The sequence below is a fragment of the Mesotoga sp. UBA5847 genome, assembly GCF_002432735.1.
GTDB lineage: Bacteria > Thermotogota > Thermotogae > Petrotogales > Kosmotogaceae > Mesotoga.
The window spans coordinates 36,626-60,928 of record NZ_DJGL01000079.1; the positions used below are offsets into that span (position 1 = coordinate 36,626).

Below are 24,303 nucleotides of genomic sequence, written 5' to 3' on the forward strand. Positions count from 1 at the left end.
GTGCCCGACAAAAAGGAACAAAATATTGGGAAAATAATCGCGATAACTGGTCCGGTCGTAGACGTATCATTCGAAGGAGCGAGGCTTCCCGACATTCTGAATGCCCTGAAAGTAAAGAACGAATTCTTAGATAAAGAGATAGTACTCGAAGTTGCCCAGCTGATTGGTGATAACAGCGTCAGGGCGATTGCCTTGGACAGTACAGACGGACTCGTGAGGGGCCAGGAAGTACTTGATACTGAAAAGCAGATCACCGTACCTGTCGGAGAAGAGATTCTCGGAAGAATGTTCAATCTTCTCGGCGAACCGATCGACGAACTTGGAGAGGTAAAGTTTGCCGATCACTGGGAGATACACAGAGCGTCTCCTTCAGTCACCGATCAGCAGACCGAAGTCGAGATACTTGAAACGGGAATAAAGGTCATCGATCTTCTTGCGCCATTCAGTAAGGGCGGAAAGATTGGCTTCTCCGGAGGTGCTGGAGTCGGAAAGACGGTTCTCGTTATGGAACTCATAAGAAACTTCGCAATCGAGCAGAAGGGGCTTTCTGTTTTTGCCGGAGTCGGTGAGAGAACTAGAGAGGGAAATGATCTTTGGCTCGATATGCAGGAGGCCGGTGTCATTGAAAATACCGCTCTCGTTTTTGGGCAGATGAACGAACCTCCTGGAGCAAGATTCAGAATCGGTCTTTCTGCTATAACCATGGCTGAATACTTCAGAGATGTTCAGAAGAAGGACGTTCTCGTATTCATTGACAACATCTTCAGATTCGTTCAGGCCGGTTCAGAGGTTTCGGCTCTCCTCGGAAGAATGCCTTCAGCGGTTGGTTACCAACCGACATTGGCGACTGAAATGGGAAACCTGCAGGAGAGGATCACCTCGACGAGATCTGGTTCTATTACTTCCGTCCAGGCAATATACGTTCCTGCGGACGATTTCACGGATCCGGCGCCTGCTACTACCTTCAGCCATCTCGATGCGACCGTTAACCTTTCGCGTTCAATAGCCGAGCAGGGGCTGTACCCGGCCGTTGATCCGTTAGATTCGACGTCGAAAAATCTTGATCCAGTAGTTGTGGGCCAGGAACACTACCAGGTTGCAAGAAGCGTCCAGGAAGTTCTTCAGAGATACAAGGACCTTCAGGACATCATTGCGATTCTGGGTATGGAAGAACTGTCTGAAGAGGATCAGCTAGCCGTTCAGAGAGCGAGAAAGATCCAAAGGTTCCTGACGCAGCCGTTCTTTGTCGCTGAGAAATTCAGTAACATGGATGGGAAATACGTCCCCATTTCCGAAACGATACGTGGGTTCAAAGAGATACTCGAGGGTAAACACGACTCTCTTCCTGAACAGTCCTTCATGATGGTTGGCTCGATTGATGAAGCCGTTGAGAAGGGCAAGAAGCTTACGAAGGGTGAATGACTTGGCATTGAAGACCACGATTATCACGCCTTATGAGATCGAGTGGGAGGGAGAAGCAGATTACATCTCCTTCCGCTCGACCGAAGGGGAGATAGGCTTCCTGCCTGAAAGAGCTCCAGCTCTTATGAAGCTGACCGTTGACGTAATGGAGATAACGTCAGGTTCTAAGACTTTGCGGTTTGCCGTTCACGGAGGATACGTTCTCCAGGAGAGAGACAGCTTGACTATTGTGACCGATGCCGCCGAAACTCCTGAGGAGATTAGCGTAGAAAGAGCAAAGCAGCGGCTAAAGAGAGCAGAGGAATTGCTGGAAGTAAGTAAATCCAGGCGCGAAAGGGCTAGAAACGAGGCCAAACTGCAAAGACATATGCTTAGAATCAAAGTGGGGTCTGGGCGATAGCTGCTCCGCTTGAAGAGACGTCCTCCGAGAAGAGCATCAGTTGCAAGTTCCAAGTTGCGAGTTGCTCTGAAGAAGCTAGTCTGCTTAGGCCGGCAAGCCTTTGCTTCGCAAAGGCTTGCCGCACTTAGTGCGACTGGCGACTATGGGATGCTCATCCCAGACTCGCCACGGTAACTACTTAGCGATTTTTCATTTAATTGCGTTTTCTCTTGAATGCTTCTATCAAATCCGTTTTTCTCTCTTCGCCTCTGAGAAGAGCGGCGACATTCTTCCGGTGTCTGAACAGAGACAGCCCGAAGAAGGCGAGCATCCAAAGACCTACGGCGTAGCCTTCAGTCAGGAAGAGGATGCTAGATAAAATTGCCAGAGCAAGAACTGAACCAAGGGAAACGTATTTAGTGAGCAGAACGATCGGTATCCATATCCCAAAGAAGACCGCAACATACCACGGTAATGTCCCTGAAAGCGTCCCCACTGTGCAGGCGACGGCTTTGCCACCTCTGAATCTTAGGAAAACCGAATAGCTGTGGCCCACTGCTGCAAAGAAACCGATCATCATACCCTCGGGCAATGAGACTCCAAAGACAGCTCTAGCGATTATCACGGGAATGAAGGCCTTCACCCCATCCAGAATCATGGCAATGGCACCGGCATAGCCCCCCATGCTTCTAAGAACGTTTGTTCCACCTACGTTTCCACTGCCCACCCTGGTAATATTCACGCCCTTAACAAGCGGTACTATGAAACTGAAGGGGATGGAACCCATAATATATCCAACAAGAGCAAATAGTACGTACCTCATCTCTTCCTCCTGAGTTTCAAGAAGATTGGAGTTCCTTCGTATGGATCGAAATTAAGCCGAATCGTGTTTCGAATCCCTCTAAGATAAGGCTCGGTAAAGAGCGTAGGGTCGTTTACATTCAGCATTATTATCGGCGGCCTGGTGGAGATCTGAGAACCGTAATATATCTTGCCTCGCTTCTTCCCCTTGCCGGGTGCCGGCGTTCCCTCCGAGTATCTCTGAATGAGAGTGTTAAGAAGGCCGGTCGGAATTCTTAGGTCTATCTTCTTACTTACAAGCCTAATGTTGTCGATAAGATCGTCCATACCTTCGCCGGTCTCAGTTGAGGTGAAGAGAACGGGACTATAGTCTATGAAGTACAGGTCCTGTTTGAAGGTTCGCAGCAATGCCTTCCTGCGTCTTTCATCAGCGAGGTCCGATTTGCTGAAGACAGCAATGGTCGCCTTACCGTTCTTTTCAGCAAGTCCAGCGATACGCTGGTCTTGATTGCCAACTCCGTCCGTCGAGTCAATTACCATAATTATGATATCTGATCTCTCCAGAGCGTCAATTGCTCTCATTACGCTGTAGTATTCAACATTCATTACCTTCACCTTAGACTTCTTCCTGATTCCTGCAGTGTCAATGAAGGTCATTGGTATACCGTCTACAACAACAGTCTCGTCGACTGTATCTCGGGTTGTCCCAGAGACTTCAGTCACAAGGCTTCTTGGACTGCCGACTATCCAGTTGAAGATAGAGGACTTTCCCGCGTTTGGCTTACCGACAATTGCTATTTTCAGATCGCTTTCTTCGCCACTTTCCACTTCTATCGAGTGTCCCAGCGACGTCAATCGATCGAAGATCTCGTCGAAAAGCAAATCGATGTTAAGACCGTGGGCCGAGGATACCTTTATGGGATCTCCAAAACCAAGTGAAAAGATCTCGTTTCCCATACTTGAATAAAAGTTATCGGGGTTCTCAACCTTGTTGGCAACGAAGATCACTTCAAGTCTCTGCTTTCTCAAGTAATCTGCGAGTTCGATATCGGCACTTGTAAGCCCGCTTCTTCCATCGACAACAAAAAGAATGAGGTCGCCCTCATTCAGAAGCTCAAGGGTGACCTCTTTCATCTTTTCTTCAACAATGTTTTCTGGATTCTCAAATAGTCCACATGTGTCTACAAGCTGAAAGGTTCTCTGTTGCCAGTTAACTCTCCCTACCGTGAAGTCGCGGGTAACCCCCGGAATGTCATCAACTATAGCTCTCCTACCACCAACAAGTCTATTGAATAGAGTCGACTTTCCAACATTTGGTCGTCCGATTATCAGGACGGTGGCCACTAGAGGCTTTCTCCTTCTTCCTCAAGCTGATTCTTAATCATTTCTCCAAGGCTGTTGGAACTGACGGTTCCATTATCGTTGAAATCCTTGAGAACTTTCTCGGTCTCGGCCGCTTCTTTATCTTTTATGAGCTGCCTTATCGACACAACCATGTTTCGAGTGTCGTTATCCGGGTCGTAAACCAAACGGATTATCTTGAATTGATCATGCTTACCGACTTCAACCGAGTCCTCGATATTCTCTGTCCGCTCAAGAGATACCTGCGAAACGGGCAAGAAGGCCTCAACACCGTATGAGTCGACCATGATTATTGCTCCAGACTTCGTGAGTCTTGTCACGGTCCCACTAACTTGATCTCCTACAGAAAGCTCTTCGGAAACCTTTTCCCAGGGATCGGGAGTTGCCTGTTTTATGCTCAGCCTCATTCTCCTGTTAACCGTATCTATAGAAAGTATCTTTACCTCTATTTCTTCTCCTTCTTTAACAACATCCTCGATTCTATCGACGAAGTTCCACGAGACCTCAGATACCGGAACAAATCCAGATACGTACTCTTCAAGCTCAAGAATTACACCGGTAGGCAATACCTTTGCAGTCTTAGCCTTTAGAACGTCTCCCTCTTTGTACTTGTCGCCGATGTTTTCCCACGGGTCGCCCAGGGCTTCCCTGTAAGAGAGTGAAAGGGTCCGCTTTTCTTCGTTTATCTCCTTGATGTTCACTTTCACCTCGTCTCCAACTTCTACAACACTCTTGAGATCCTTCTTGATGTTGCCCCAGAATACTTCTGAAATGTGTACTAATCCTTCCACTCCGGGCTCAAGCGATACGAAGAAACCGAACGGGGTGATGTTTTTTACCGTTCCAACGACCGTAGAATCGACTTCGTATTTTTCCTTCAAGGTCGACCAAGGATCTTCCGTCATCTGCTTAAGCGAGAGAGATATCTTCTTCCCTTTTTCATCGATTCCAATTACCTTTGTCCTGACCGTCTCACCGGGCTTCAGCAGATCGCTTATCCTCACACTAGGATCCCAGCTCATTTCAGATGCCGGAATAAGCGCAGTTACATTGTCGTTTAGCTTCACGAAGGCGCCGAAATTCTTTATTGACTCGACTTTGCCTTCCAGTTCCTGGCCGACTTCGATTGTCTTGAAGTAGGCATTGATTGCTTCTTCCTGAAATGCTTTTAGCGAAACTACTACGTTTATTCCATTTCGTTGTCTCTTAAATCTTATGACCTTGAACTTCATTGTTCCTTCTGGAGCCGGATCTCCCTTTCGGATTCCCGACTCTGAGCCTGGAAGAAATGCGGGTACCGTCTTCAAAAGCCGCACATTGTACCCGGCGTTCGTCTCCGAAACTATCTTCCCGTCAATGGCTTTGCCTTCTCTGTAAGCCTTCTCAACTTTGCTGACTGCTTGCCTGGCATGGACTCTCTTTTCAGAAACAGTGCTTCTTCCTTCCTCTTCGTTGGTCTTGATGACCATGACTTCTATCTTATCTCCAACGTTGTACTCTTCTAGATCATTCACTAATTGATCCGCAGGAACGAACCCATCGAGCTTCCCGTCCATAATCACCATCAGTCCATCAGGCTGGACGGAGAAAACCTCTGCATCCTTTCTATTTCCTTTCCTTGCCGAGGAAACATCCATCCGTTCAAATATTTCCTCCATGCTCAGGTTTTCATCTTGCTGTTTCATTTTCTCTTCCATTGTTGGTTACCTCCCTCATTTTGTCTATGTAATCCAGTATCTTCTGGATTTGTTCGTACGGAGTTGATGTACCGCTAATCAGGGCAACCTTCCCCATATCACCTTGAGGAAGATCCGATAGATCTGTTGCATGAAGCGCCTTTTTACCGAGTCTCTCTACTATTCTTACAAGCTTCTTTGTATTTGAACTGTTCTTCCCACCTATCACAATAACCGTATCAACTACGCCTGCAAGTCGTTCTGCCTCCGATTCTCTCTGGATTGTGACCTTGCAAATAGTGTTATGAACGGTTACACGACCCCGAAGCTTTTCCTTAATAAACTCCGCGAACTCCTTGAAATCGCTGTTGCTCATCGTAGTCTGCGAAACGATCGCAACACGTTCAAGACCTTCAAACTCTTTCAATACTTCGTTATAGTCATCTCCCGGTTCCACAATGAGATACTTGTCGAGCCTACCCGAAAGAGCCGTAACTTCCGGGTGGTTCTTCTTGCCATATACCACAACAAAGTTGCCTTGCTGCTCGAGATCGACCGCCAGGCTAAATACATTGTACACTATAGGACAAGTAAGGTCTATTACTTCATCGAAAACGTGTCGTAATTTCTCCTCCGAAGCCGGATCTACTCCATGAGCCCTTATTACTGCAACACCATCATGTTTTTCATTCAACAGTCTGTCTTCGATTACTTCAAGACCCAGCTCCCTGAGATCGTTCATCACCTTCTCATTGTGAACGATCTCTCCCGTCGCGAAAACTTTTTTTCCTGATTTTAGAAGCTTAATCGTTTCTCTGACTGCCCTGTCGACTCCGTAACAAAACCCTACAGATTTCGCAAGGTGCACTTTCTGCCTCTTCTCCGCAAGGGTCACTATGGTAGAAACCACTTCCTCGATACCCATCTTCGTCGTATCTAACGTAACGGCATCCGCAGCAGGCTTTAGCGGTGCAACTGATCTAGTTGAGTCGTTGTGGTCTCTACTTTCGATTTCGGCTAGTATCTCCTCTAAATCAGCGGCAATTCCACTCGATCTGAGTTGTTCTAGCCTTCTTCTTGCCCTCTCGATCACCGAGGCAGTAAGAAAAATCTTCAACTCCGCTTCGGGAATAACCACTGTTCCTATGTCACGGCCTTCCATGACTACGTTGCCTTGTCTTGAAAGACTTCTTTGTTGCTCCGTAAGGAAGTCCCTGACATACGAGTACCTGGCAATGTCCGAAGATAGAAGAGATACCTCTCTCGTTCTTATTTCATCGCCGACCGGAGTGCCGTCTAACGTTATGCCCGAATCAGAGAGCGAAAAATATGTATGACTCATCAACTCCGTCATCGATGCGAGATCGGAGAAACATACACCGGCCTCTCTTGCCTTGAGGGCAAGCGCTCTGTACATCGCACCGGTGTCTATGTAAGTGAAATTCAGTCTTGATGCTACAAGTCTAGCTACAGTCGATTTTCCTGATCCGGCGGGACCGTCGATCGCAATCCTCAAATCTAGTCCCCCGCGTCCCTTACCTGGAGCTTCAGAAGATCCAGTTGCTTGCGGGAAACCTCGGATGGAGCAGATGTCATTAAATCGGCACCGCTAGCTACCTTCGGAAAGGCAATAACCTCTCTTATAGATTGAGCTCCGACGATTATAGCAACTATTCTGTCTAGTCCAGGTGCGATTCCCGCATGCGGAGGCGGACCGTACTTGAAGGCATCTAGCAAGTAGCCGAACTTCTCCTCCGCCTCTTCACGCGAAAGCCCAATAAGATCGAATACTCTGCTCTGTATATCTCTCCTGTGTATTCTGACCGATCCGCTTGCAACTTCATATCCGTTGAGAACCAGATCATAAGCCTTGGATCTAACTCTTAGCGGATCGGTTTCGGCGTACTTTTCGAGGTCTTCTAAATCAGGCATAGTGAAGGGGTGGTGTTCGGCCTCAATCCGTCCTTCCTCCGAGTTGTAGGAGAACATCGGAAAATCAGTAACCCAGAGGAAGTCAAACCCCTCTACCGAAAACTCCTCTTCCGTAATTACCTTTCCTCTTATCTGTCCAAGAGCTTTGGAAAGTGCAACACTCTCGCCAATTGAGAAGAGCACTAGATCTCCTCTTTCCGCTTTGAAGAAGGAAATCATTTTCTCGAGTTCATCGGGACAATGCTTCAGAATAGAGGATTTCAAACCGTCACCCTCTACCTTTGCCCACATCAGACCCCCCAGGGAACTATCTCTTGCCAAGGCGGTATACTCGTCCAGTTTCTTCCTCGAGAAATGGTCCGCCTTACCTTTGACAAGCAATCCCTTTACACATTCGTCTCTATTTATCGCTTCATTTATGACTCTGAACTCAGTTCCAGCAAAAACCTCCGTGATGTCTCTTATCTCCATCCCATATCTGGTGTCAGGCTTATCGCTGCCATAAAGGTCGACAACCTCTTGATAGGTGAATCTCCGGAATGGAGTCGGAATATCTGCCGAGACAGCCTCTGCAAATGCATGCTTCATCAAACCCTCGGCAATAGAGAAGACATCCTCTTCATCTGCAAAAGACATCTCAACGTCTATCTGCGTGAACTCAGGTTGCCTGTCGGCCCGAAAGTCTTCGTCTCTGAAGCACTTTGCGATCTGGTAGTACCTGTCGAAACCAGAAACCATCAGCAACTGCTTGAAGATTTGAGGAGACTGGGGCAAAGCGTAGAACTTCCCGGGTTTCAACCGCGAGGGTACGAGAAAGTCCCTGGCCCCCTCAGGGGTAGATTTCCCGAGAATAGGAGTCTCCACATCCACAAATCCATTGCTGTTTAGATACTCCCTTGCCGCCTGCACAAAACGATGCCTGGTCAATACATTGCGCTGCATCTTCGGGCGTCTTAGATCGAGATATCTATACTTGAGATGCATCTCTTCTGAGGACTCTTCGTCTATGTTTATATAAATAGGCGGTACTTCTGCATCTGAAAGGAGTTCCAATTCGGAGGCAAGGATTTCGATTTCTCCTGTGGGGAGCTTCTTATTTACAGCATCCTCAGGCCTCTTTCTCACAGATCCAGTTACCGAAATGCAGAACTCGTTTCCCAGCTTTAAGGCCTGGCTATAGAGGTTAACATTCTGAGGACTGAAAACAACTTGCGTCAAGCCATACCTGTCCCTAACTTGAACGAACTTGATACCCCCAAGGTCCCTGATACGATCGACCCAGCCGTTGAGTGTTACTGCTTTTCCCGTGTCGGATGCCGTCAATTCGCCACAGGTGTGCGTCCTTTTCTTCAACACCAACACCTCCCACAGAGTTAATATTACCATGCCACTTTCTAGGATGGAATCTCGATTTGTGGTAGAATCATTTAGAATATTTCCTTCGGGGAGGTGTAGAAATTGAAAATGAAACTCTTACTTGCCTCACTGCTTATTTTCGGTCTGGCATTTACTTCAGCTTTCGCTGCCGTCAATTATGTAGACGTTAGTTCAAATCACTGGGCATACGATGCGGTGATGAGACTTTCTGACCTAGGCATTCTGACAGGTATTGTTCAAGCCGATGGCAGGACTTACTTCAATGGAAACGATCCACTCACAAGATATCAGACAGCGGTAATGCTGAAGAAGACACTCGATTATGTTGAGCTGAATTTCGCAAAGCATGGCACTGTTCAGCAGTCAGGTACTGTCGATGGAACTATCATGTCCCGTCTTGAAGCTCTCGAGCTTGCCCTTACCGATTCTAGCGGAAGGCTAATCGATACCATGGATCTTCAGTTACGGATCACTGCTTTGGAGAACAGAATCAGTTCTCTTGGAATTTCCACCAACGGGAGCGTATCTCAGAGCACTGTTGAATCCTTGAGGCAGCAGATCATGAAGTTCGTCGAGGACCTTTCTCTGACTACGAAGAAGCTCGATACTCTGGCCGTTGACGTTCAAAACGTTCAGAACTCCATGTCAAATCTTGCCGTCATGGAATCGAGAGTCAACGATGCTGTGAGAAGAGTTGATACTCTTAGCGGAAACATCAGCACAATCCAGAGTTCGCTTTCTTCAAACGAAAGATCTATATCCACTCTAGACTCTGCTGTTCGATCTCTCTCGTCTTCACTAAGCGACTACGATGCGAAGCTCAGTACGATTACAAACAGAGCTTCTGCAAACGCTATTGAGATCGCATCTCTAAAAGAATCAATGGCGACAGTGACTGCAAATGTGGCGACTGTTAGAGATCTTCAGAACAAGATTTCTTCACTGGAGAATCAGATCGCAAATGTGAGGCTTCCCGCCGATGCTGTAAGCAAACTCGATGAGCTTTCTGCGAGAATCAATGCGATTTCCTCTGACTACGCGAAGATCGGTGATTTGCAGAACTATGTGACGAGGACCGACCTAAAGGCGAATTTGAATCTCTACGCAGGTGTTGACGAGCTTGCCAAGGTAAAGAATTCGAACGAATTGCTTACCAAGGATATCGAGACTTTGAGGAAGGACTTCACTTCGGAAACCGGAATCATCAAAGGCGATATCGGCAATCTTCAGAGAAGCATAAACGCGATAAATGAAATCGTCACTATTCACGAGAATGAACTGGCTGGACTGAAGTCTTCTATCAGCACAGTATCCTCTCTGAGAAGCGACTTGAATGCACTGAATACGAAGTTCAACGCCCTTACCGATCAACAGTCCAAGAACTTCGCTGCAAGTCAGGCGAGTGTTGCTGAACTAGAGGCAAGGATGAATGAAGCAATGGATATGCTGAACGTCTCGGTAGATGCAAACCTGTCAAAGATTTCTCTCAGCATGGATACTATCAATACTCAGCTTGGAAAGAATGAGAGCGAAATCAAGGCTCTCAAGACCAGAACAGACTCATTGGAATCAAGACTGAATACAACCGTGGTGAACCTCGAGAGATATGTGAAAATAAGCGATCTGGAGACTCAGCCAGTAATCGTAAACCTCTCTGAGAGAGTAGCCGAAATCAACAGCGCAACGATTGATGCAGCCACAAAGCAGGATGTAGAGGCTCTTCAGAAGAAGACTTCTCCCTGGTTGATTCTTTCTACTGTGAGTTCTCTGGCAGCTCTTGGAATATCCATCTGGGTTCTTATTGACTCAGGCACAATATAGCAGAAGAGCTATCGTAATGATTGACCCGGGGTTTAGCCCCGGGTTTTTGCTATAATTGAAGCTGACGAGTTGTTGCTGGAGGTGCTTGATGAAAGTCGCAGAGATTTCTTCACTTAGTAAACATATAAACGAACACGTACAGATAAGGGGCTGGCTTAGAAGAAGGAGATCGAGCGGGAAGATTCAGTTCCTTTTCTTGAGGGACGGCTCAGGCTTCATTCAGGGCATCGTCGAGAAGTCAAGCGTCCCAGAAAGCGTATTCCAGGTAGCGGCTTCACTTAAGATGGAGTCAAGCGTGATTGTTTCGGGACTTGTGAAGGCAGAAGAAAGAGCTCCAGGCGGAGTCGAACTTTTCGTGGAGGATCTCCAGATTGTTCAGATCCCCGAGAAAGACTTCCCGATAAACAAACCGGATCATTCAATCGATTTTCTGATGGACAACAGGCATCTTTGGCTAAGAACGCAGCGGCAGACTCATGTCCTGAGGATCCGCCACGAGATTATTAGAGCAGTCAGAGAGTTTTACAATGACCGCGGCTTCATCCTCATCGACACACCTATCTTCACCGGCTCGATTGGCGAGAGCGCAGGCAATACATTCGAGATAGACTACTTCGATTACGGGAAGGCTTACCTCGCTCAGACGGGGCAACTTTATCTTGAAGCAGCAGCCATGGCTCTAGGAAAAGTTTACAATCTTGGACCGACATTCAGAGCAGAGAAATCCAAGACACGCAGGCATCTCATCGAGTTCTGGATGAACGAAGCTGAAGTCGCCTATTATGGTCACGATGACAATATTAAGCTGCAGGAAGAGCTAGTAACTTATGTAGTGAAGAGCACTCTGGAACGCGCCGGAGAAGATCTTAAATCAATCGGAAGAGATACTTCGAGGCTTGAGAAGATTGAAACCCCTTTTCCTAGAATAACCTACGATGAGGCTATAAAGCTTCTTGAAAAACGAGGATTCGAAGTAAAGTGGGGCGACGATATTGGGGGTGATGAAGAGACTGCCATTGCCAATGAGTTCGACAGGCCTGTAGTCGTTGAGCGTTATCCCCGCATGATGAAAGCATTCTATATGCAGCCTGATCCGGAGAGACCTGAAGTGGTACTCTGCGATGACATGCTCGCTCCTGAGGGCTATGGAGAGATAATTGGGGCCTCTGAGAGAATATATGACCGAGACTTGCTTATTGAGAGGATTAACGAGTATGGTCTAGACGTTTCTTCTTATGACTGGTATCTTGATTTGCGCGATTATGGAACGGTCCCTCACAGCGGTTTTGGGATGGGTATAGAGCGTATCGTTGCCTGGATAGCAGGACTTGAGCACATCAGAGAAGCGATACCCTTCGCCAGAACCCTTTACAGAATTCATCCGTAGGAGGCGCTATGGAAGAAGAACGTTTTCTTACTCCAGGCAAGGTCCAAGAGGATAGTTCAATAAAGAGCCTCAGGCCGAAAAATCTTGGGGAGTATATTGGCCAATCGAAAATCAGGCGAAGACTTAGCATAGCAATTGAAGCAGCCAAGGTACGTCAAGAGGCCCTTGACCATGTTCTGCTTGCAGGCCCTCCGGGTTTGGGCAAGACCACCCTCGCACATATCATTGCGAACGAGCTGGGCTCGGAGATCTATGTCACATCTGGACCGGTTATTGAGAAACAGGGCGATTTGGCCGCTATCTTGACCGGGCTGGAGCGGGACGATGTTCTTTTCATAGACGAGATTCACCGGCTGAATAGAACCGTTGAAGAGATTCTTTACTCTGCTATGGAGGATTTCCAGCTAGATATTATGATCGGCAAGGGTCCCAGTGCCCGATCGATTCGTCTTGATCTGAACCCGTTCACCCTTGTCGGAGCTACGACGCGCAGTGGTTTCATAGGTGCGCCTTTGAGAAACAGATTTGGAATGATTCTAGAGATGGAGTTCTATCCCGATAAGGATTTGAAACAGATCATTATTAGATCGGCAGCGCTTCTCGGAACATCGATAAGAGAAGACGCGGCAATCCTTCTTGCCCGAAGGTCGCGTGGAACGCCTAGAATTGCAAACAGGCTCCTGAGAAGAGTCAGGGATATCTCCACAGTTGAAGGGGGAAAGGAGATTACAGTTGATACTGTTCAGTCGGCGATGACGCTCCTTTCTATTGACGAGGAGGGACTAGATTCGATGGACAAGCGCCTCTTATCTGTCTTGATTGAGAGTTATAATGGTGGGCCTGCGGGCGTCAAGGCAATCGCGGCATCAATCGGGATAGAACCGGAGACAATCAGCGAAGTCTACGAGCCGTTCTTGCTGCAGAACGGCTTCCTGGTAAGGACAAACCGAGGAAGAATGGTTACGGAAAAGGCTTATCGCCATTTGGGACTCCCATTTGAATCACGTAATTCACCTCTTTGGAACTACATTGATCAGAAAGAAGAGGATGAAGACTAATATGACATTCGGGCTTGATCGCTAAATCTGTTGTGCAGATTTAGATTTCTCTTCGGGCTGATCACAGTTTTCCAATTCAATGTATTCTTTGTAGTCGTTTTACGAATCTGTTAGTCGTTTTTCTTTGTTGTGGGGTGAGAGTTGTGAAGGCAGCGGTGTTCTATAACAGAACGAGAATCTCCTCTGAAACACTGAACTGGCTTTCAAAAGAAATTGAATCTCACGGAATCGCTACTTCGTTTTGTGAGGATGGTACTTCGTGCTTACCGGCAAGAACAGAAGTAATTCTTACCTTCGGTGGCGACGGGACTGTTCTCAAGGCAGTACCGCTGGCAGTAATGAACGATCTGCCGATAATGTGCTTCAGAGTTGGTAGTGTAGGCTTTCTCGCAGCCTTTGAACTCAGTATGCTCCACACTGCGCTTGATCTACTTCTCCTCGGAAAACTTGAGAGCGTCACAAGACATGTAATGGAGATAGAAATCGGAGACTCTATCAGATATGCTCTTAACGACTGCGTTGTAGAACGTTCTTCACCAAGCAGGACCGTTTCTTTCAGTGTGAATGTGTGTGGGCAGAGCAGTTATCCCGTTGTTGGTGACGGTATTGTCTTCGCGACAAACACTGGTTCAACTGCATACTCGATGGCCGCAGGGGGTGCTCTGGTAGATCCAGATGCCGGTTGCTTTCAGGTTACTCCCATATGTCCTCATAACCCCTTCGTCGGATCGGTCGTTCTCGCCGCTTCGAGAAGAGTTCTAATGGAAGTGAGGCAAGACAAGGGCTATCCTATTGAGGTCTACGTTGACGGAACATTTGTTTCGAATATCAGGACGGGAGACAAGATCAACGTCGGTCTTTCAGAAAAGATAGTGTCTCTCCTCAGAGAAGGAAGCTTCGATTTTGTTGCTCTTCTCAAGAAGAAGCTGGCCTTTGGAGGTCGACTGAAAGATGATATCTAAAGTTGGTCTCGAAAGAATAGGAAACTTGAGAATTGAGATTCTCAGAATGGCGCGATATGTCCAGAGCATATTTAACAAGACATCTGTTGCAGTTCTAGAGAGAAATGAACACCAGGCAAGAGATGTGATTTATTCCGACTCTGTGATAGATTATCATCAGGTGGAACTACAAGCAATGATAATCGGCCTAACCGGAATACTGACGCCAACAGGAAAAGAATTAAGACTCTTGACTCTCTCGATGAATATCGTCAACGCTCTTGAAAGGATAGGCGACAAGTGTGTGTTTATATGTGAGAGGGGATTGTCACTTTCAAAGCGTCCGCCGATAGGCTATCATGAAAAACTGAAGACGATGTTCGAATCGGTCTCCATAATGACAAAAGGCGCAATAGACAATTTGGTTGACCCCTCTCTTTCTGAAGCTGTAAGATTGTGTAAGAATGACGATTTCGTCGATCGAATTCAGGAAGAGGTGAAGACCGACCTCGTTCGCGGCTGTGAAGAATCGCCATCAATAATCAGCAGAGCACTAGACTTAATGATGGTTTTCGGAGCTCTGGAAGAGATAGCCGATCTTTCGACTGAACTTATGGAAGCAGCAGTGTATATTGAAACCGGCAAATACTATAGATGTGTTAATGACAGTTTCCAACCCATTGATTTCAATGCCCAGAACAACAAGGGGTGATTCTTCTTGAAGACTCTTATAAAGTACATAGGAGCTCAAGCATTTGGTTCGATTTTTATTGGTCTGGTAGGGTTCATAATTTTCGTGAGCTTAGAGTTACTCTACTACTTGTCTGACATGATAATAAGATACAAGGTGGGCATGGACAAGCTCTTCTTGCTCATTTATTACAATCTTCCCGAGTTCATTGTTCTTGGAATACCGGTGGGAATACTCCTGGCTATCTTCTGGGTACTCTCGAGAATGAGATCGGACAACGAACTGATTGCCCTGCAGACGCACGGAATATCTCTCAAACGGCTCGTAATTCCCTTCCTGCTTATTGGGGTTCTTTTCAGCGGCTTTGCTTATCTGCTTAACGACTATCTTGTCCCCACGGCTTCTACAAAGGCAAGTGAGGCAATGGCAAGATTTGTTTACAGACAACCTGAAGTCACGCTGAGAGAAAATGTTTTCATGCAGGACGGTCAGGGGAGAATGATATACGTAAGAAGAATAGATCAGAAAACAAAAGAGCTTAAGAATGTCTCAATTTATGAGGTCTACAGAGGTCAGGTTACGTTGACGACTGCTGAGAGTGCCGTCATTGTTCCAAATAAGTGGATATTGAGCGATGCCAAGATTTACCAGACAGATGCGTCAGGCTTTCTGGGAGTTGAGATGCATTTCGGTACTGCAGAATTTGAAATTGATGACGACATTGAACGATACCTGGCGAGCTTCAAATCTCCGAAGGAGAAAACTAGTGCCGAGCTGAGAGAAGACATAAAAGCGTTCAAGAACACCGGCATAAATACTTCTTCGCTCGAAGTCGCTCTGCAGGAAAAGTATTCGATGTCGATCGCTCCTCTCGTTATTGTCTTGCTCGGTGTTCCGGTTTCGCTTATGTTCAATCTTCAATCGAAGTCTTGGTCGGTTATTCTGACCTTCTTGCTCGTTGTCATATATCAAGGATCGGGTGCATGGCTTAGCGGTATGGGGAAGGAGAATCTGATTAACCCCTCTCTTGCCCCGTGGATTCCGAATATCGTCTTTTCTATCCTTGGCGTCGTAATCTACTCGCTCATAGATACGAAAGCCAGTTACCGGCTTTCGGAATTCTTCACGAGAATCCTGAAGGGTTCCGCCATTGTTATTATCCTGCTTGTTCCAGGCTTACTCGAAGGATCAAATGTGAGGATCGTGGGGGGAACGATCGCTGGAACGAAAGACGGCAGAGAGATACTCATTGGAGACGGTGTGAGAGTAGAGTACTTCAGTGAGACTATGACGGCAACTATAGATGCGTCGAATGCCTCTATACTGAATATCGACTCCACACCGGAATCGATTTCATTCTGGGGTAACGTGAAGATGGTAAGTGACGAGACAACTATAGTCTCAGATAGATTGATTCTTGATCTAACGAACGAGAGAGTCGAAAGTATGCAGGTGTTCTCGCGCTCTGAGATTGAAGTGCCTGCGTCCAGAGGCGATACATCCAAGACAGCTTCGAAAGTCCCGTTCTATGTTTACGGCGATTATGTTCAATCGACCATGGAAGCATCACCTACCCTGAACATAACGGACGGCTACATAACCACTTGCGATAAATCTCACCCCCATTACAGATTCAGGGTCTCATCGGCAGTTGTGACGCCTGGAAAGGGGATGTCGGTGCAGAACATGCTGCTGTACATCGGCAATATCCCGGTATTCTATCTGCCGTACTACTACTTCCCGCTAGACGACCCGGACAGACGTCCCTTCGATGTCGATCTTAGTGGAATTGCGGATGCCCAGACACGGATAACCGTTCGTTACCTGGAAGTCGACTGGCTTCTTCTTCAAGGAACGTGGTACAGAGATTGGATGTCTACCGAAGACGCCTTCACAGCAAAGTCTGTACTCTATACACCTCTAGGTGACATAGAGTTGTTTGGTCAATTCGGCCAGCAGAAAGAGACAAGCTACGGCGCTTATGTCTTGCTAAAACCTTCTTTTGATCAAATAAGAATGCAGGGAGGCGCTCTATACCTTAGCGGGCCACCGTTAAAGGAACTTCAGACCCCCTTCACAGGCATTAACTTGGGAGAGAGCATTGTCAAGAACAAAGTAACTCAGCTTGATCCTTTCGCCGTGAAAGAAACGATGGGCGCGACCGAAATGCAGCTCGCATATGTTCAAATACTCTCCCCCGAGGATTGGGAGTTGAAGCTAGATGTTATCGGAGCTTTCGCAAGATATGACGATAAGAATCTCTGGATGGTCAACCTTCAGAATCTAACGATTCCTTCGGATGAGAGTATCGATGCTGGTTTCGTTAAGCTGAGTACCTCGGAGTTTAGAATCAGCGGTCTTTTCGGCCAGCGATACATAAGCAAGAATATCCTGTATTCTCTGAGAGCCAACGCTTCCGCAGTCAAGACTGAGGGGGCGCTGTTCGGCGCAGATTTGTCCGTTCAGTCACTGAATTTTAAACTAGCATCAAACGCCGCTACCCTTACAGAACTTTTCATTCCCTCCAATATGGAAGATTTCGTGTTAGAGGTAAATAAGTATCTCTTCGTTGCTGGGAATCTAAAGATCGGCGGCGATGTGAAGAGCACTTTCGACGCTTCTACTACTGAGCTTAACATTACTATGCCCGCAGATAACAAGGGTATCGGCCGCAACTATCTGACCTTTGCATCAGAAGACGGCAAATTGAAAATCAACGGAAGATACGCCTTGGACTACAATTCTATGCATGAAAAGAATAAGGATAGATTGTTCTGGATAGATCCCTTTGACATTGTATATGATGGCTTCATCTCTCTTGAACTGAAGTTCTATTTTGAATCGCGATACGACGGCTCTTTCAAGTTTGAAGGGAAGAAGTTACGTGTCTACAAAGACATTGAACTGTACAAAGGTGAATGGGGACCGCTTTCGGTTGGAGTGGTCCTGGAGCCTGCGTATGAAGTTGGATTCTACTATGATTCAGATGAAGGATGGAAACTCACTAAGAACGAGATACCTGTAACGCTCAAGAACGAGCTTACCTATAGACCATTTGACTGGTACTACGTCAGTGTGCAGTACAATCCAGTGCTAACCTATGACTTCCTGAAAGAGGAATGGCGCCTCGACCACCCGGGAAAGCTGCTGACTGGAATTGAGACGGAGGTCCTCAAGGCCGATTATGTTCTTGAATTGGACTATGAAGAACTGGTGGCCAGTCCTACCGAAATGAATTGGCTGGGAAAGGGCCTTCTTAAGACCGAAGGAGAAGTTGAGTTCTGGGGTCTGAAGTTCGGTCAGAAGACAGAAACAATTTTCATGCCCGTTACTTCCAAAGCCTCAGAGACTGCCTACTCCTTCACTTTCGATTCGAAGGTCTTCTCACATAAGACCGAGAGCAAAGTATTCTGGCAGAGTGAAGACATGTTTGACGACTTCGTCAACAAGGAGAAATTGACCCTCGAAATCGCTACCGAAACAAAACTTGAATTCACTCTCGACTGGACGTTCGATGCCTCGCCCAATGTTGCTGAAGATGAAAGAATGCTGAAGGATCTGGTCTTTGGTTCCTCTATCAAGATCAAAGATTTCGCCTCATTTGGAGTGAAGTTCAGATATCCTTATCTCTCAGGCTCAAGAAAGATGTACGACAGATTGAAGTTTGAGGTGAATGACCTCTCGGTGGGAGAAGTCTCCTGGAGGGCCGCTTCACTGGACTTCACGACGGATTTCACGAAGTTCGATTCAAAGTACAAGTATCCCGAAAAGTATTTCACTAAATCAGAGTCTCAGGCTAGATTCCTGATATGGCAGTCAACAAGGCTGACTATTTCAACTCTCTCGGTCAGCGAGTATTTTATCGCGACCTCTACAGCGTCTGAAACAGGGTATTCAGCATACTCGTTTGGAGTCTCCAATGTCAAACTCGACAACAAGACTATCCTGGGGGGAGGAACGGCCAAATTCGAGGAGTTTGGACTCTCGATGGAGCTCCGTAAAGCAGAGGATTACTACTTCACTATGCACATCAACGAGCTTTTCTTCCCTATGGGCGCGCTCTCTGATGCTCCAGGAGTTCTCAACAGGCTCTCTCTGGGAATAGACGGAAGCGGTAAGAGAAGCTTCGTAGAGATTGGAACCTATGCAGGAGATGTCTCACTCTGGGATGAATCGATAACGAAGATTTCGCCGATGTACTTCGATCTCCACTGTATGGCTCTGGAGCTTGTATTGAGGTTGGGCTTCGGGAGCGAGATCAACACGTTCCAGGACGCCCTTGAGACAATAGCACTAAAATTCTATATAAAGGAACTGAAGGATAGGTATCTTGTGATTGGACTTCACAAGGGTGCTCCATACTTCAGGTTCAGATTCTGAGGTGAGAATTGTTGACCGATTACGTCAAAAGAAAGGAATTGCTTCTGGAGCTCAATTCAAGTATAAGTGATTGCTCTCTTTGCCCGCTTAGCTCTTCGAGGACAAACACAGTACCCGGTGAAGGCTCAATCGAGACACCCGTTGTATTTGTCGGTGAAGGGCCAGGTGCCGATGAAGATGCTTCGGGTAGACCATTCGTGGGCAAGGCAGGAGAGCTTCTCACTAAAATACTGGACTCAGTGAGGCTTTCAAGGCAGGACGTCTTCATCACAAATATCGTTAAGTGCAGACCCCCAAAGAATAGAGTTCCGTCTGCAGAAGAACAGAGAGCGTGCTCCCCATATCTCCTCTCACAACTGGCTATAATAAAACCTAAACTGATTGTTGCTCTGGGTGCCACTGCACTTTCGTATTTCGTTGAAAGAGATGGACTCCAGATAACGAAGGTGAGGGGGCAGCTCTTCGATTGGATTGGAGGTATAAAAGTATTCGTCATGTTCCATCCAAGTTATCTGCTTAGAAACGCATCAAGAGCCCCAGGTTCACCAAAGAGTCTTACTTGGGAGGATATCCAGAAAGTCAGAAAGATGTACGATCAACTACTGGCTGGAGAGGAAATTGACATATAGGAGGAAAGCATGGCCGAAAACTATTTGGTGACAGGAGGAGCGGGATTCATAGGTTCACATGTTGTGGATGAGCTTATAGCCGCCGGTAAGATTCCAATCGTTGTTGACAATCTTTCGAGTGGGAAGATTGAGAACCTGGATCCAAGAGCACTGTTCTATGAGCAAGACATCAGAGATCAAGAGATGATGGAAAAGGTCTTCATGCTTCACAGACCTGTCGCTCTCTTCCATCTTGCAGCCCAAATAAGCGTTTCTAGATCGGTAAGAGAACCCGAAGAAGACGCGATGATCAACATAATAGGAACCCTGCGACTTCTGAAGATCGCTGCAAAATACGGAGTTAAGAAAGTCGTCTTCTCATCGACGGGAGGAGCGATCTATGGTGATGAGGTCAAGAAGATACCTACAGATGAGGAAGAGCTTCCGAAACCGCTTTCTCCATATGGCATTGCGAAGTTCTCAACCGAGAACTATCTGAGGTTCTTCTCCAATGAGCTTGGCATGAAGTATGTGGTTCTGAGATACGCGAATGTTTATGGGCCCAGGCAGGACCCATACGGAGAAGCTGGAGTCGTCGCGATTTTCTCCGAGAGAATGCTCCGAAATCAGGAGGTCGTCATTTTCGGTGACGGACAATGTGTAAGGGACTACGTTTTCGTCTCTGATGTTGCAAAGGCGAATCTTCTGGCACTCGAAAAAAGTGAAGATTGCATAATGAACATAGGAACCGGAAAGGGAACCTCAGTCAACGAGCTATTCACACAAATGAAGAGAATCACTGGCTATGCAAGAGAAGCCATTCACAAAGAACCGCGACCGGGCGACCTGAAGAAATCGATTCTAGATGTGAATAAGGCTAAATACCTACTAGGATGGGAGCCTGAAGTGAAGCTTGAAAAGGGGCTTGAGAGTACAATTGAGTATTTCAGAAATGAACTGGTCTCCTCTTAGTGAGAGATTACGACCGCGAGAGTTCGACGATGTAGTAGGACAGGAACATCTTACAGGAAAGAAGGGAATAATTCGAGGTGCCGTCGAGAGCGGCAAACTCTTTTCAATGATACTTTACGGCCCACCTGGAACCGGAAAGACAACTATCGGAGAAATCATCAGATCAAAGCTGGGAAACCGATATCACTTCGAGTTCTTTAGCGCGAGTCTCCAAGGAACGGCTGATCTCAAGAAGCACTTTGAGCACGCCGAGAGACTGAAGAAAGTAGGTCAGCAACTTGTGCTCTTCGTGGATGAGATCCACAGATTGAACAAGAGCCAGCAGGACGTATTTCTTCCTGTTACGGAAAAGGGTTTGATAATACTGATCGGGGCGACGACGGAGAATCCTAGTTTCGAAGTCAATCCTGCCCTTCTCTCCCGCTGTCGTCTCGTAATTCTCAAGGGTCTCAACGAAAACGATATTGACAATCTTCTGAAGAAGGCCCTTGAGAAGGACAGGGTTCTCAAGAGTTCGGGAGTGACCGTCTGCGATGAAGTAATCGAAGTGATTTCTCAGAGCAGCGGTGGAGATGCCCGGATTGCTTTGAACCTTCTCGATACTCTTGTGGAGAGCGCTGCGGCTCTTGACAGAACTTCTCTTGATCTTCAGGTTATGAACGAGCTTTCTGTACTTCCTTCGGGAAGGTATACCAAGAAGGGCGAGGAACATTACGACCTGATCTCCGCTTTCATTAAGAGCATGAGAGGAAGCGATCCAGACGCAGCTCTGTACTATATGCTGCGAATGCTCGAGGGAGGTGAAGACCCGAAGTTTATTGCCAGGAGAATGGTAATCTTTTCTTCGGAAGATATCGGCCTCTCCGATCCCATGGCGCTCGTTATTGCCAATGCCACCTTTCAGGCCGTCAGCAATGTAGGACTCCCTGAGTGCGTTCTGAATCTCTCCGAGGCCGCAATCTATCTCGCAGTCGCGACCAAGAGCAATAGAACCTGCAGCGCCATGATGAAGGCAAGGGAGATGGTCAAGGCTACACCTAATCTGGACGTACCTCTTAAGCTGCGCAATGCCGTGACGAAGATGATGAAAGAACTGGGATATGGTAAGGGATACAACTATCCACACACAACTGGAGGGTTTTCACGTGAGTATTATCTCCCAGAATCCATAAAGGAGGAAGTCTTCTATGTTCCCGGAACTAACGGAAAGGAACGATACGTTCTTGAGAGACTTAGGTCACTATGGAAGGGTATGAAGCTCTACCCGGAGGAAAAATGAAAAGCTTCATTCTAGAGGATGAAAGGATCATTCAGCTCGAAATCTCCGACATAACCCAACAGGAAGTTGACGTTATTGTCAATGCAGCCAACGGCTACATGAGGCACGGAGGTGGAGTGGCAGGAGCTTTGGTGAGAGCAGGCGGAAAGGAGATTCAGCTTGAAAGTGACGCATATGTTAGGCAGAATGGACCTTTAGGGATCTCCGAAGTAGCCGTAACCGGAGCCGGCACCCTGCTAGCAAAGAATATTATACACGTCTTTGGTCCACAGTATGGAGAACTTGACTTGGAAAACAAACTCTACAATTCGTTCACTAATGTTCTTAACAAGGCTGCCGAAATGGGAGCTATTACGCTCGCCACTCCGGCAGTCTCCACGGGCATATTCGGAGTTCCGATATCTATTTGTGCAGATCAGTTTCTGAAAGCGGTTGTAGATCATCTATCAAACAAGTCATCATCGTTGAAACTGATAAAGATGTGCTTGATGGACAAGAAGGCCTACGACGAGTTCCTCAATATCGCTCTAGACTACTTCAGTTCAGAAGGATAACTCTATAAACTCCTTTTTTGAGAAGACTTTCAGCGGTTTCCTCATTCTTCGTCAGCCATACAGTGAAAACGTCAACATCCTGACCGGCATACTCTGAAGCGATAGGGTCGTTTTCAAGCACATAGTTGTAGTCTTCTTCGTTAACCCTAACTATCTTGGGCGTTCCAAAGTAATCTGACGGCTTACTTCGATAATCATTGAAGGTCATCCCTTCGTACGATTTGCTGCCAATATAACGAAGTATCGGTACGAAATCGTTTGCAGGCACATAGCCGGGCAGCTGAGTCAATAACCCACCATCACTTGTGAAGAACCAGAAAGTAGGCGTTCCCCGTATTTGGAAATGGGCGTATAGATCACCATAGGTCATCTCCCTGACTTCTTCTCCAACTATGTAAGAAGCCTTTCCGGGATTACTCTTGTAGATCTGAGAGAAAATGAAGCCTGCTCGAAGCAGTTCCTCAACAGTCTCATCAGCAAGCGTCTCCTTAATAAATCTCACGCAATACACACAGTTGTTATCCGAGAACATTACTATAGCTTCCTTCTCCTGGATCTCTGCCAGTCGCAGTGTCTTGTCAAAATCATTTAGCATTCCGACATAAGACAAGATCATCACAGGTAGAATCAGAACAATCACAATCAGCATCTTTCTCATAAAATCAACCTCCCGTTACGAACTGTAATAAATTCAGATTGCCCGTCATCGTAATAAGTCCGGCAGCAAATAGTACTACGAAGACCGATATCCTAATAACCATTCTCCACTTACTCTCGCCACCAAACGAGAGCTTGGAGGTAAGCTTCGCTACAACTCCACTGAGGGTAAGGAATGGGATACTCAGACCTAATGAGTAGACCAGAAGCATCATACCACCCTCCGCTATCGCAGACTGGTTTGCAGCCAAGACAAGAATCGAACCAAGAATCGGTCCCGCACAAGGTACCCACACCAGACCGAGAACGGCTCCGAGCACAAAGCCACTAACAGCAGATCCTCCGAACTTCCAAACGTTAAGGTTTACTCCCCTAATTCCTATCTCGAAGAGATAGAGGAAGCCAAAGAGAATGAAGAGGCTTCCAGAAATAACATTCATCAGGACTTCATTCTGCCTTATGAACGTACCAAGACCTGTTGCGCCGATACCAAGAATGAAGAAGAAGATAGACATACCCAGTGTAAAAAAAGCTCCCCTTATGAAGCGCGCCTTTGCATCATTTGCTCCACCCATAAGAACTCCAAAGAAGACTGGAATAAGCGGAAGAATACATGGAGAGAAAAAAGAAAGCAATCCCCCTAAGAAGGCGCTGCCGTATGTCACACTGGTTGTTACAATGGGACTAATCAATGGTGAAAGGCCGATTGTTCCGGTTGCTACAGAAGTCAATTCATTCATATTACCCCTCCCGGGTATATTATAAACTATTCTCGTTTTCCATGCAAATGAACTCTTTGTGAAGAAGTGTAGCATAAGGGCGGCATCCACCATCCGCCGATAAGAGCAACCGAGAAAGTGCATTGTTGAGACGTTCGCTTCGCTCACGAGAAGACAGGAATTTAGAAACCAGTCTGTTGACGCAAGGCGCCGAGGAACATCGGCGGACGCAAGGCTGGCGAAGATCACGCCAGGTCGCAATGCCCGGGAAAGCATCCGGGGACGCA

Annotated in this window: 19 protein-coding genes; 12 read left to right on the forward strand and 7 right to left on the reverse strand. The window is 46.9% G+C overall.

All coding sequences use genetic code 11. The annotated features are described in order from the left end of the window. Both atpD and B3K91_RS09600 read left to right on the forward strand, forming a co-directional pair. The gene (gene atpD, locus B3K91_RS09595; RefSeq protein ID WP_214060566.1) at positions 1 to 1,422 is read left to right on the forward strand and encodes a F0F1 ATP synthase subunit beta; all 1,422 of its coding nucleotides are present in this window, start codon (positions 1 to 3) and stop codon (positions 1,420 to 1,422) included. Further along, on the forward strand, positions 1,415 to 1,822 hold the full coding sequence (locus tag B3K91_RS09600; protein ID WP_292593532.1) for a F0F1 ATP synthase subunit epsilon: 408 nt from the start codon (positions 1,415 to 1,417) through the stop codon (positions 1,820 to 1,822). Before atpD ends, B3K91_RS09600 begins: the two co-directional genes overlap by 8 nt. A 193-nt stretch (positions 1,823 to 2,015) precedes the next feature. Here B3K91_RS09600 and plsY read toward each other — a convergent pair whose 3' ends face one another. The 5 genes from plsY to aspS are packed head-to-tail and all read right to left on the reverse strand — an operon-like array spanning position 2,016 to position 8,958. Further along, positions 2,016 to 2,624: a glycerol-3-phosphate 1-O-acyltransferase PlsY gene (plsY, locus tag B3K91_RS09605; RefSeq protein ID WP_292592092.1), complete on the reverse strand. Its 609-nt coding sequence runs from the start codon at positions 2,622 to 2,624 to the stop codon at positions 2,016 to 2,018. Then, positions 2,621 to 3,946, reverse strand: coding sequence for a ribosome biogenesis GTPase Der (gene der, locus B3K91_RS09610; protein ID WP_292592090.1), 1,326 nt, complete (start codon positions 3,944 to 3,946; stop codon positions 2,621 to 2,623). Before der ends, plsY begins: the two co-directional genes overlap by 4 nt. Then, on the reverse strand, positions 3,946 to 5,661 hold the full coding sequence (locus tag B3K91_RS09615; RefSeq protein WP_292592088.1) for a S1 RNA-binding domain-containing protein: 1,716 nt from the start codon (positions 5,659 to 5,661) through the stop codon (positions 3,946 to 3,948). Before B3K91_RS09615 ends, der begins: the two co-directional genes overlap by 1 nt. Beyond that, positions 5,633 to 7,156 (reverse strand): (d)CMP kinase, encoded by a 1,524-nt coding sequence (gene cmk, locus B3K91_RS09620; RefSeq protein ID WP_292594925.1) that lies wholly within the window; start codon positions 7,154 to 7,156, stop codon positions 5,633 to 5,635. The genes B3K91_RS09615 and cmk overlap by 29 nt, the downstream gene beginning before the upstream one ends. A 2-nt stretch (positions 7,157 to 7,158) precedes the next feature. Further along, on the reverse strand, positions 7,159 to 8,958 hold the full coding sequence (gene aspS / locus B3K91_RS09625; RefSeq protein ID WP_349682110.1) for an aspartate--tRNA ligase: 1,800 nt from the start codon (positions 8,956 to 8,958) through the stop codon (positions 7,159 to 7,161). 78 nt (positions 8,959 to 9,036) lie between these two features. Here aspS and B3K91_RS09630 point away from each other — a divergent pair, with 78 nt between their 5' ends. From B3K91_RS09630 to B3K91_RS09675, 10 genes are all read left to right on the forward strand, one after another. After that, positions 9,037 to 10,770 (forward strand): S-layer homology domain-containing protein, encoded by a 1,734-nt coding sequence (locus B3K91_RS09630; protein ID WP_292592094.1) that lies wholly within the window; start codon positions 9,037 to 9,039, stop codon positions 10,768 to 10,770. 88 nt (positions 10,771 to 10,858) lie between these two features. After that, positions 10,859 to 12,157, forward strand: coding sequence for an asparagine--tRNA ligase (asnS, locus tag B3K91_RS09635; RefSeq protein WP_292594929.1), 1,299 nt, complete (start codon positions 10,859 to 10,861; stop codon positions 12,155 to 12,157). Positions 12,158 to 12,165: 8 nt separating this feature from the next. Beyond that, entirely contained in the window at positions 12,166 to 13,215 is a 1,050-nt protein-coding gene (gene ruvB / locus B3K91_RS09640) for a Holliday junction branch migration DNA helicase RuvB (protein ID WP_214060362.1), read from the forward strand. A 143-nt stretch (positions 13,216 to 13,358) separates the two neighbouring features. After that, on the forward strand, positions 13,359 to 14,177 hold the full coding sequence (locus B3K91_RS09645) for an NAD(+)/NADH kinase (RefSeq protein ID WP_292594932.1): 819 nt from the start codon (positions 13,359 to 13,361) through the stop codon (positions 14,175 to 14,177). Next, positions 14,167 to 14,868, forward strand: a complete 702-nt coding sequence (locus B3K91_RS09650) for a phosphate signaling complex PhoU family protein (protein ID WP_292591744.1) — start codon at positions 14,167 to 14,169, stop codon at positions 14,866 to 14,868. The genes B3K91_RS09645 and B3K91_RS09650 overlap by 11 nt, the downstream gene beginning before the upstream one ends. 6 nt (positions 14,869 to 14,874) lie before the next feature. Then, positions 14,875 to 19,227, forward strand: coding sequence for a YjgP/YjgQ family permease (locus B3K91_RS09655; RefSeq protein ID WP_292594935.1), 4,353 nt, complete (start codon positions 14,875 to 14,877; stop codon positions 19,225 to 19,227). 11 nt (positions 19,228 to 19,238) lie between these two features. Further along, entirely contained in the window at positions 19,239 to 19,856 is a 618-nt protein-coding gene (locus tag B3K91_RS09660) for a uracil-DNA glycosylase (protein WP_214060885.1), read from the forward strand. A gap of 9 nt (positions 19,857 to 19,865) precedes the next feature. Continuing rightward, positions 19,866 to 20,807, forward strand: coding sequence for an NAD-dependent epimerase/dehydratase family protein (locus B3K91_RS09665; RefSeq protein ID WP_292589967.1), 942 nt, complete (start codon positions 19,866 to 19,868; stop codon positions 20,805 to 20,807). Continuing rightward, positions 20,773 to 22,086: a replication-associated recombination protein A gene (locus B3K91_RS09670; protein WP_292589965.1), complete on the forward strand. Its 1,314-nt coding sequence runs from the start codon at positions 20,773 to 20,775 to the stop codon at positions 22,084 to 22,086. Before B3K91_RS09665 ends, B3K91_RS09670 begins: the two co-directional genes overlap by 35 nt. Then, positions 22,083 to 22,640 carry a macro domain-containing protein gene (locus B3K91_RS09675; RefSeq protein WP_214060884.1) on the forward strand — a complete coding sequence of 186 codons (558 nt, stop codon included), beginning with the start codon at positions 22,083 to 22,085 and terminating at the stop codon, positions 22,638 to 22,640. Before B3K91_RS09670 ends, B3K91_RS09675 begins: the two co-directional genes overlap by 4 nt. Here the strand turns inward: B3K91_RS09675 and B3K91_RS09680 are convergent. Next, positions 22,624 to 23,298 (reverse strand): thioredoxin family protein, encoded by a 675-nt coding sequence (locus tag B3K91_RS09680; protein WP_214060970.1) that lies wholly within the window; start codon positions 23,296 to 23,298, stop codon positions 22,624 to 22,626. The two genes, B3K91_RS09675 and B3K91_RS09680, sit on opposite strands and share 17 nt — an antisense overlap. Before the next feature lie 4 nt (positions 23,299 to 23,302). Further along, positions 23,303 to 24,037: a cytochrome c biogenesis CcdA family protein gene (locus B3K91_RS09685; protein ID WP_214060969.1), complete on the reverse strand. Its 735-nt coding sequence runs from the start codon at positions 24,035 to 24,037 to the stop codon at positions 23,303 to 23,305. Positions 24,038 to 24,303: the final 266 nt, after the last annotated feature.

Bases quoted from the DNA above. Each gene is read 5' to 3' on its own strand.
- plsY (WP_292592092.1), bottom strand. From the start codon at position 2,624: ATGAGGTACGTACTATTTGCTCTTGTTGGATATATTATGGGTTCCATC.
- B3K91_RS09615 (WP_292592088.1), bottom strand. From the start codon at position 5,661: ATGGAAGAGAAAATGAAACAGCAAGATGAAAACCTGAGCATGGAGGAA.
- aspS (WP_349682110.1), bottom strand. From the start codon at position 8,958: ATGGTAATATTAACTCTGTGGGAGGTGTTGGTGTTGAAGAAAAGGACG.
- B3K91_RS09630 (WP_292592094.1), top strand. From the start codon at position 9,037: ATGAAACTCTTACTTGCCTCACTGCTTATTTTCGGTCTGGCATTTACT.
- asnS (WP_292594929.1), top strand. From the start codon at position 10,859: ATGAAAGTCGCAGAGATTTCTTCACTTAGTAAACATATAAACGAACAC.
- ruvB (WP_214060362.1), top strand. From the start codon at position 12,166: ATGGAAGAAGAACGTTTTCTTACTCCAGGCAAGGTCCAAGAGGATAGT.
- B3K91_RS09650 (WP_292591744.1), top strand. From the start codon at position 14,167: ATGATATCTAAAGTTGGTCTCGAAAGAATAGGAAACTTGAGAATTGAG.
- B3K91_RS09665 (WP_292589967.1), top strand. From the start codon at position 19,866: ATGGCCGAAAACTATTTGGTGACAGGAGGAGCGGGATTCATAGGTTCA.
- B3K91_RS09675 (WP_214060884.1), top strand. From the start codon at position 22,083: ATGAAAAGCTTCATTCTAGAGGATGAAAGGATCATTCAGCTCGAAATC.
- B3K91_RS09680 (WP_214060970.1), bottom strand. From the start codon at position 23,298: ATGAGAAAGATGCTGATTGTGATTGTTCTGATTCTACCTGTGATGATC.
- B3K91_RS09685 (WP_214060969.1), bottom strand. From the start codon at position 24,037: ATGAATGAATTGACTTCTGTAGCAACCGGAACAATCGGCCTTTCACCA.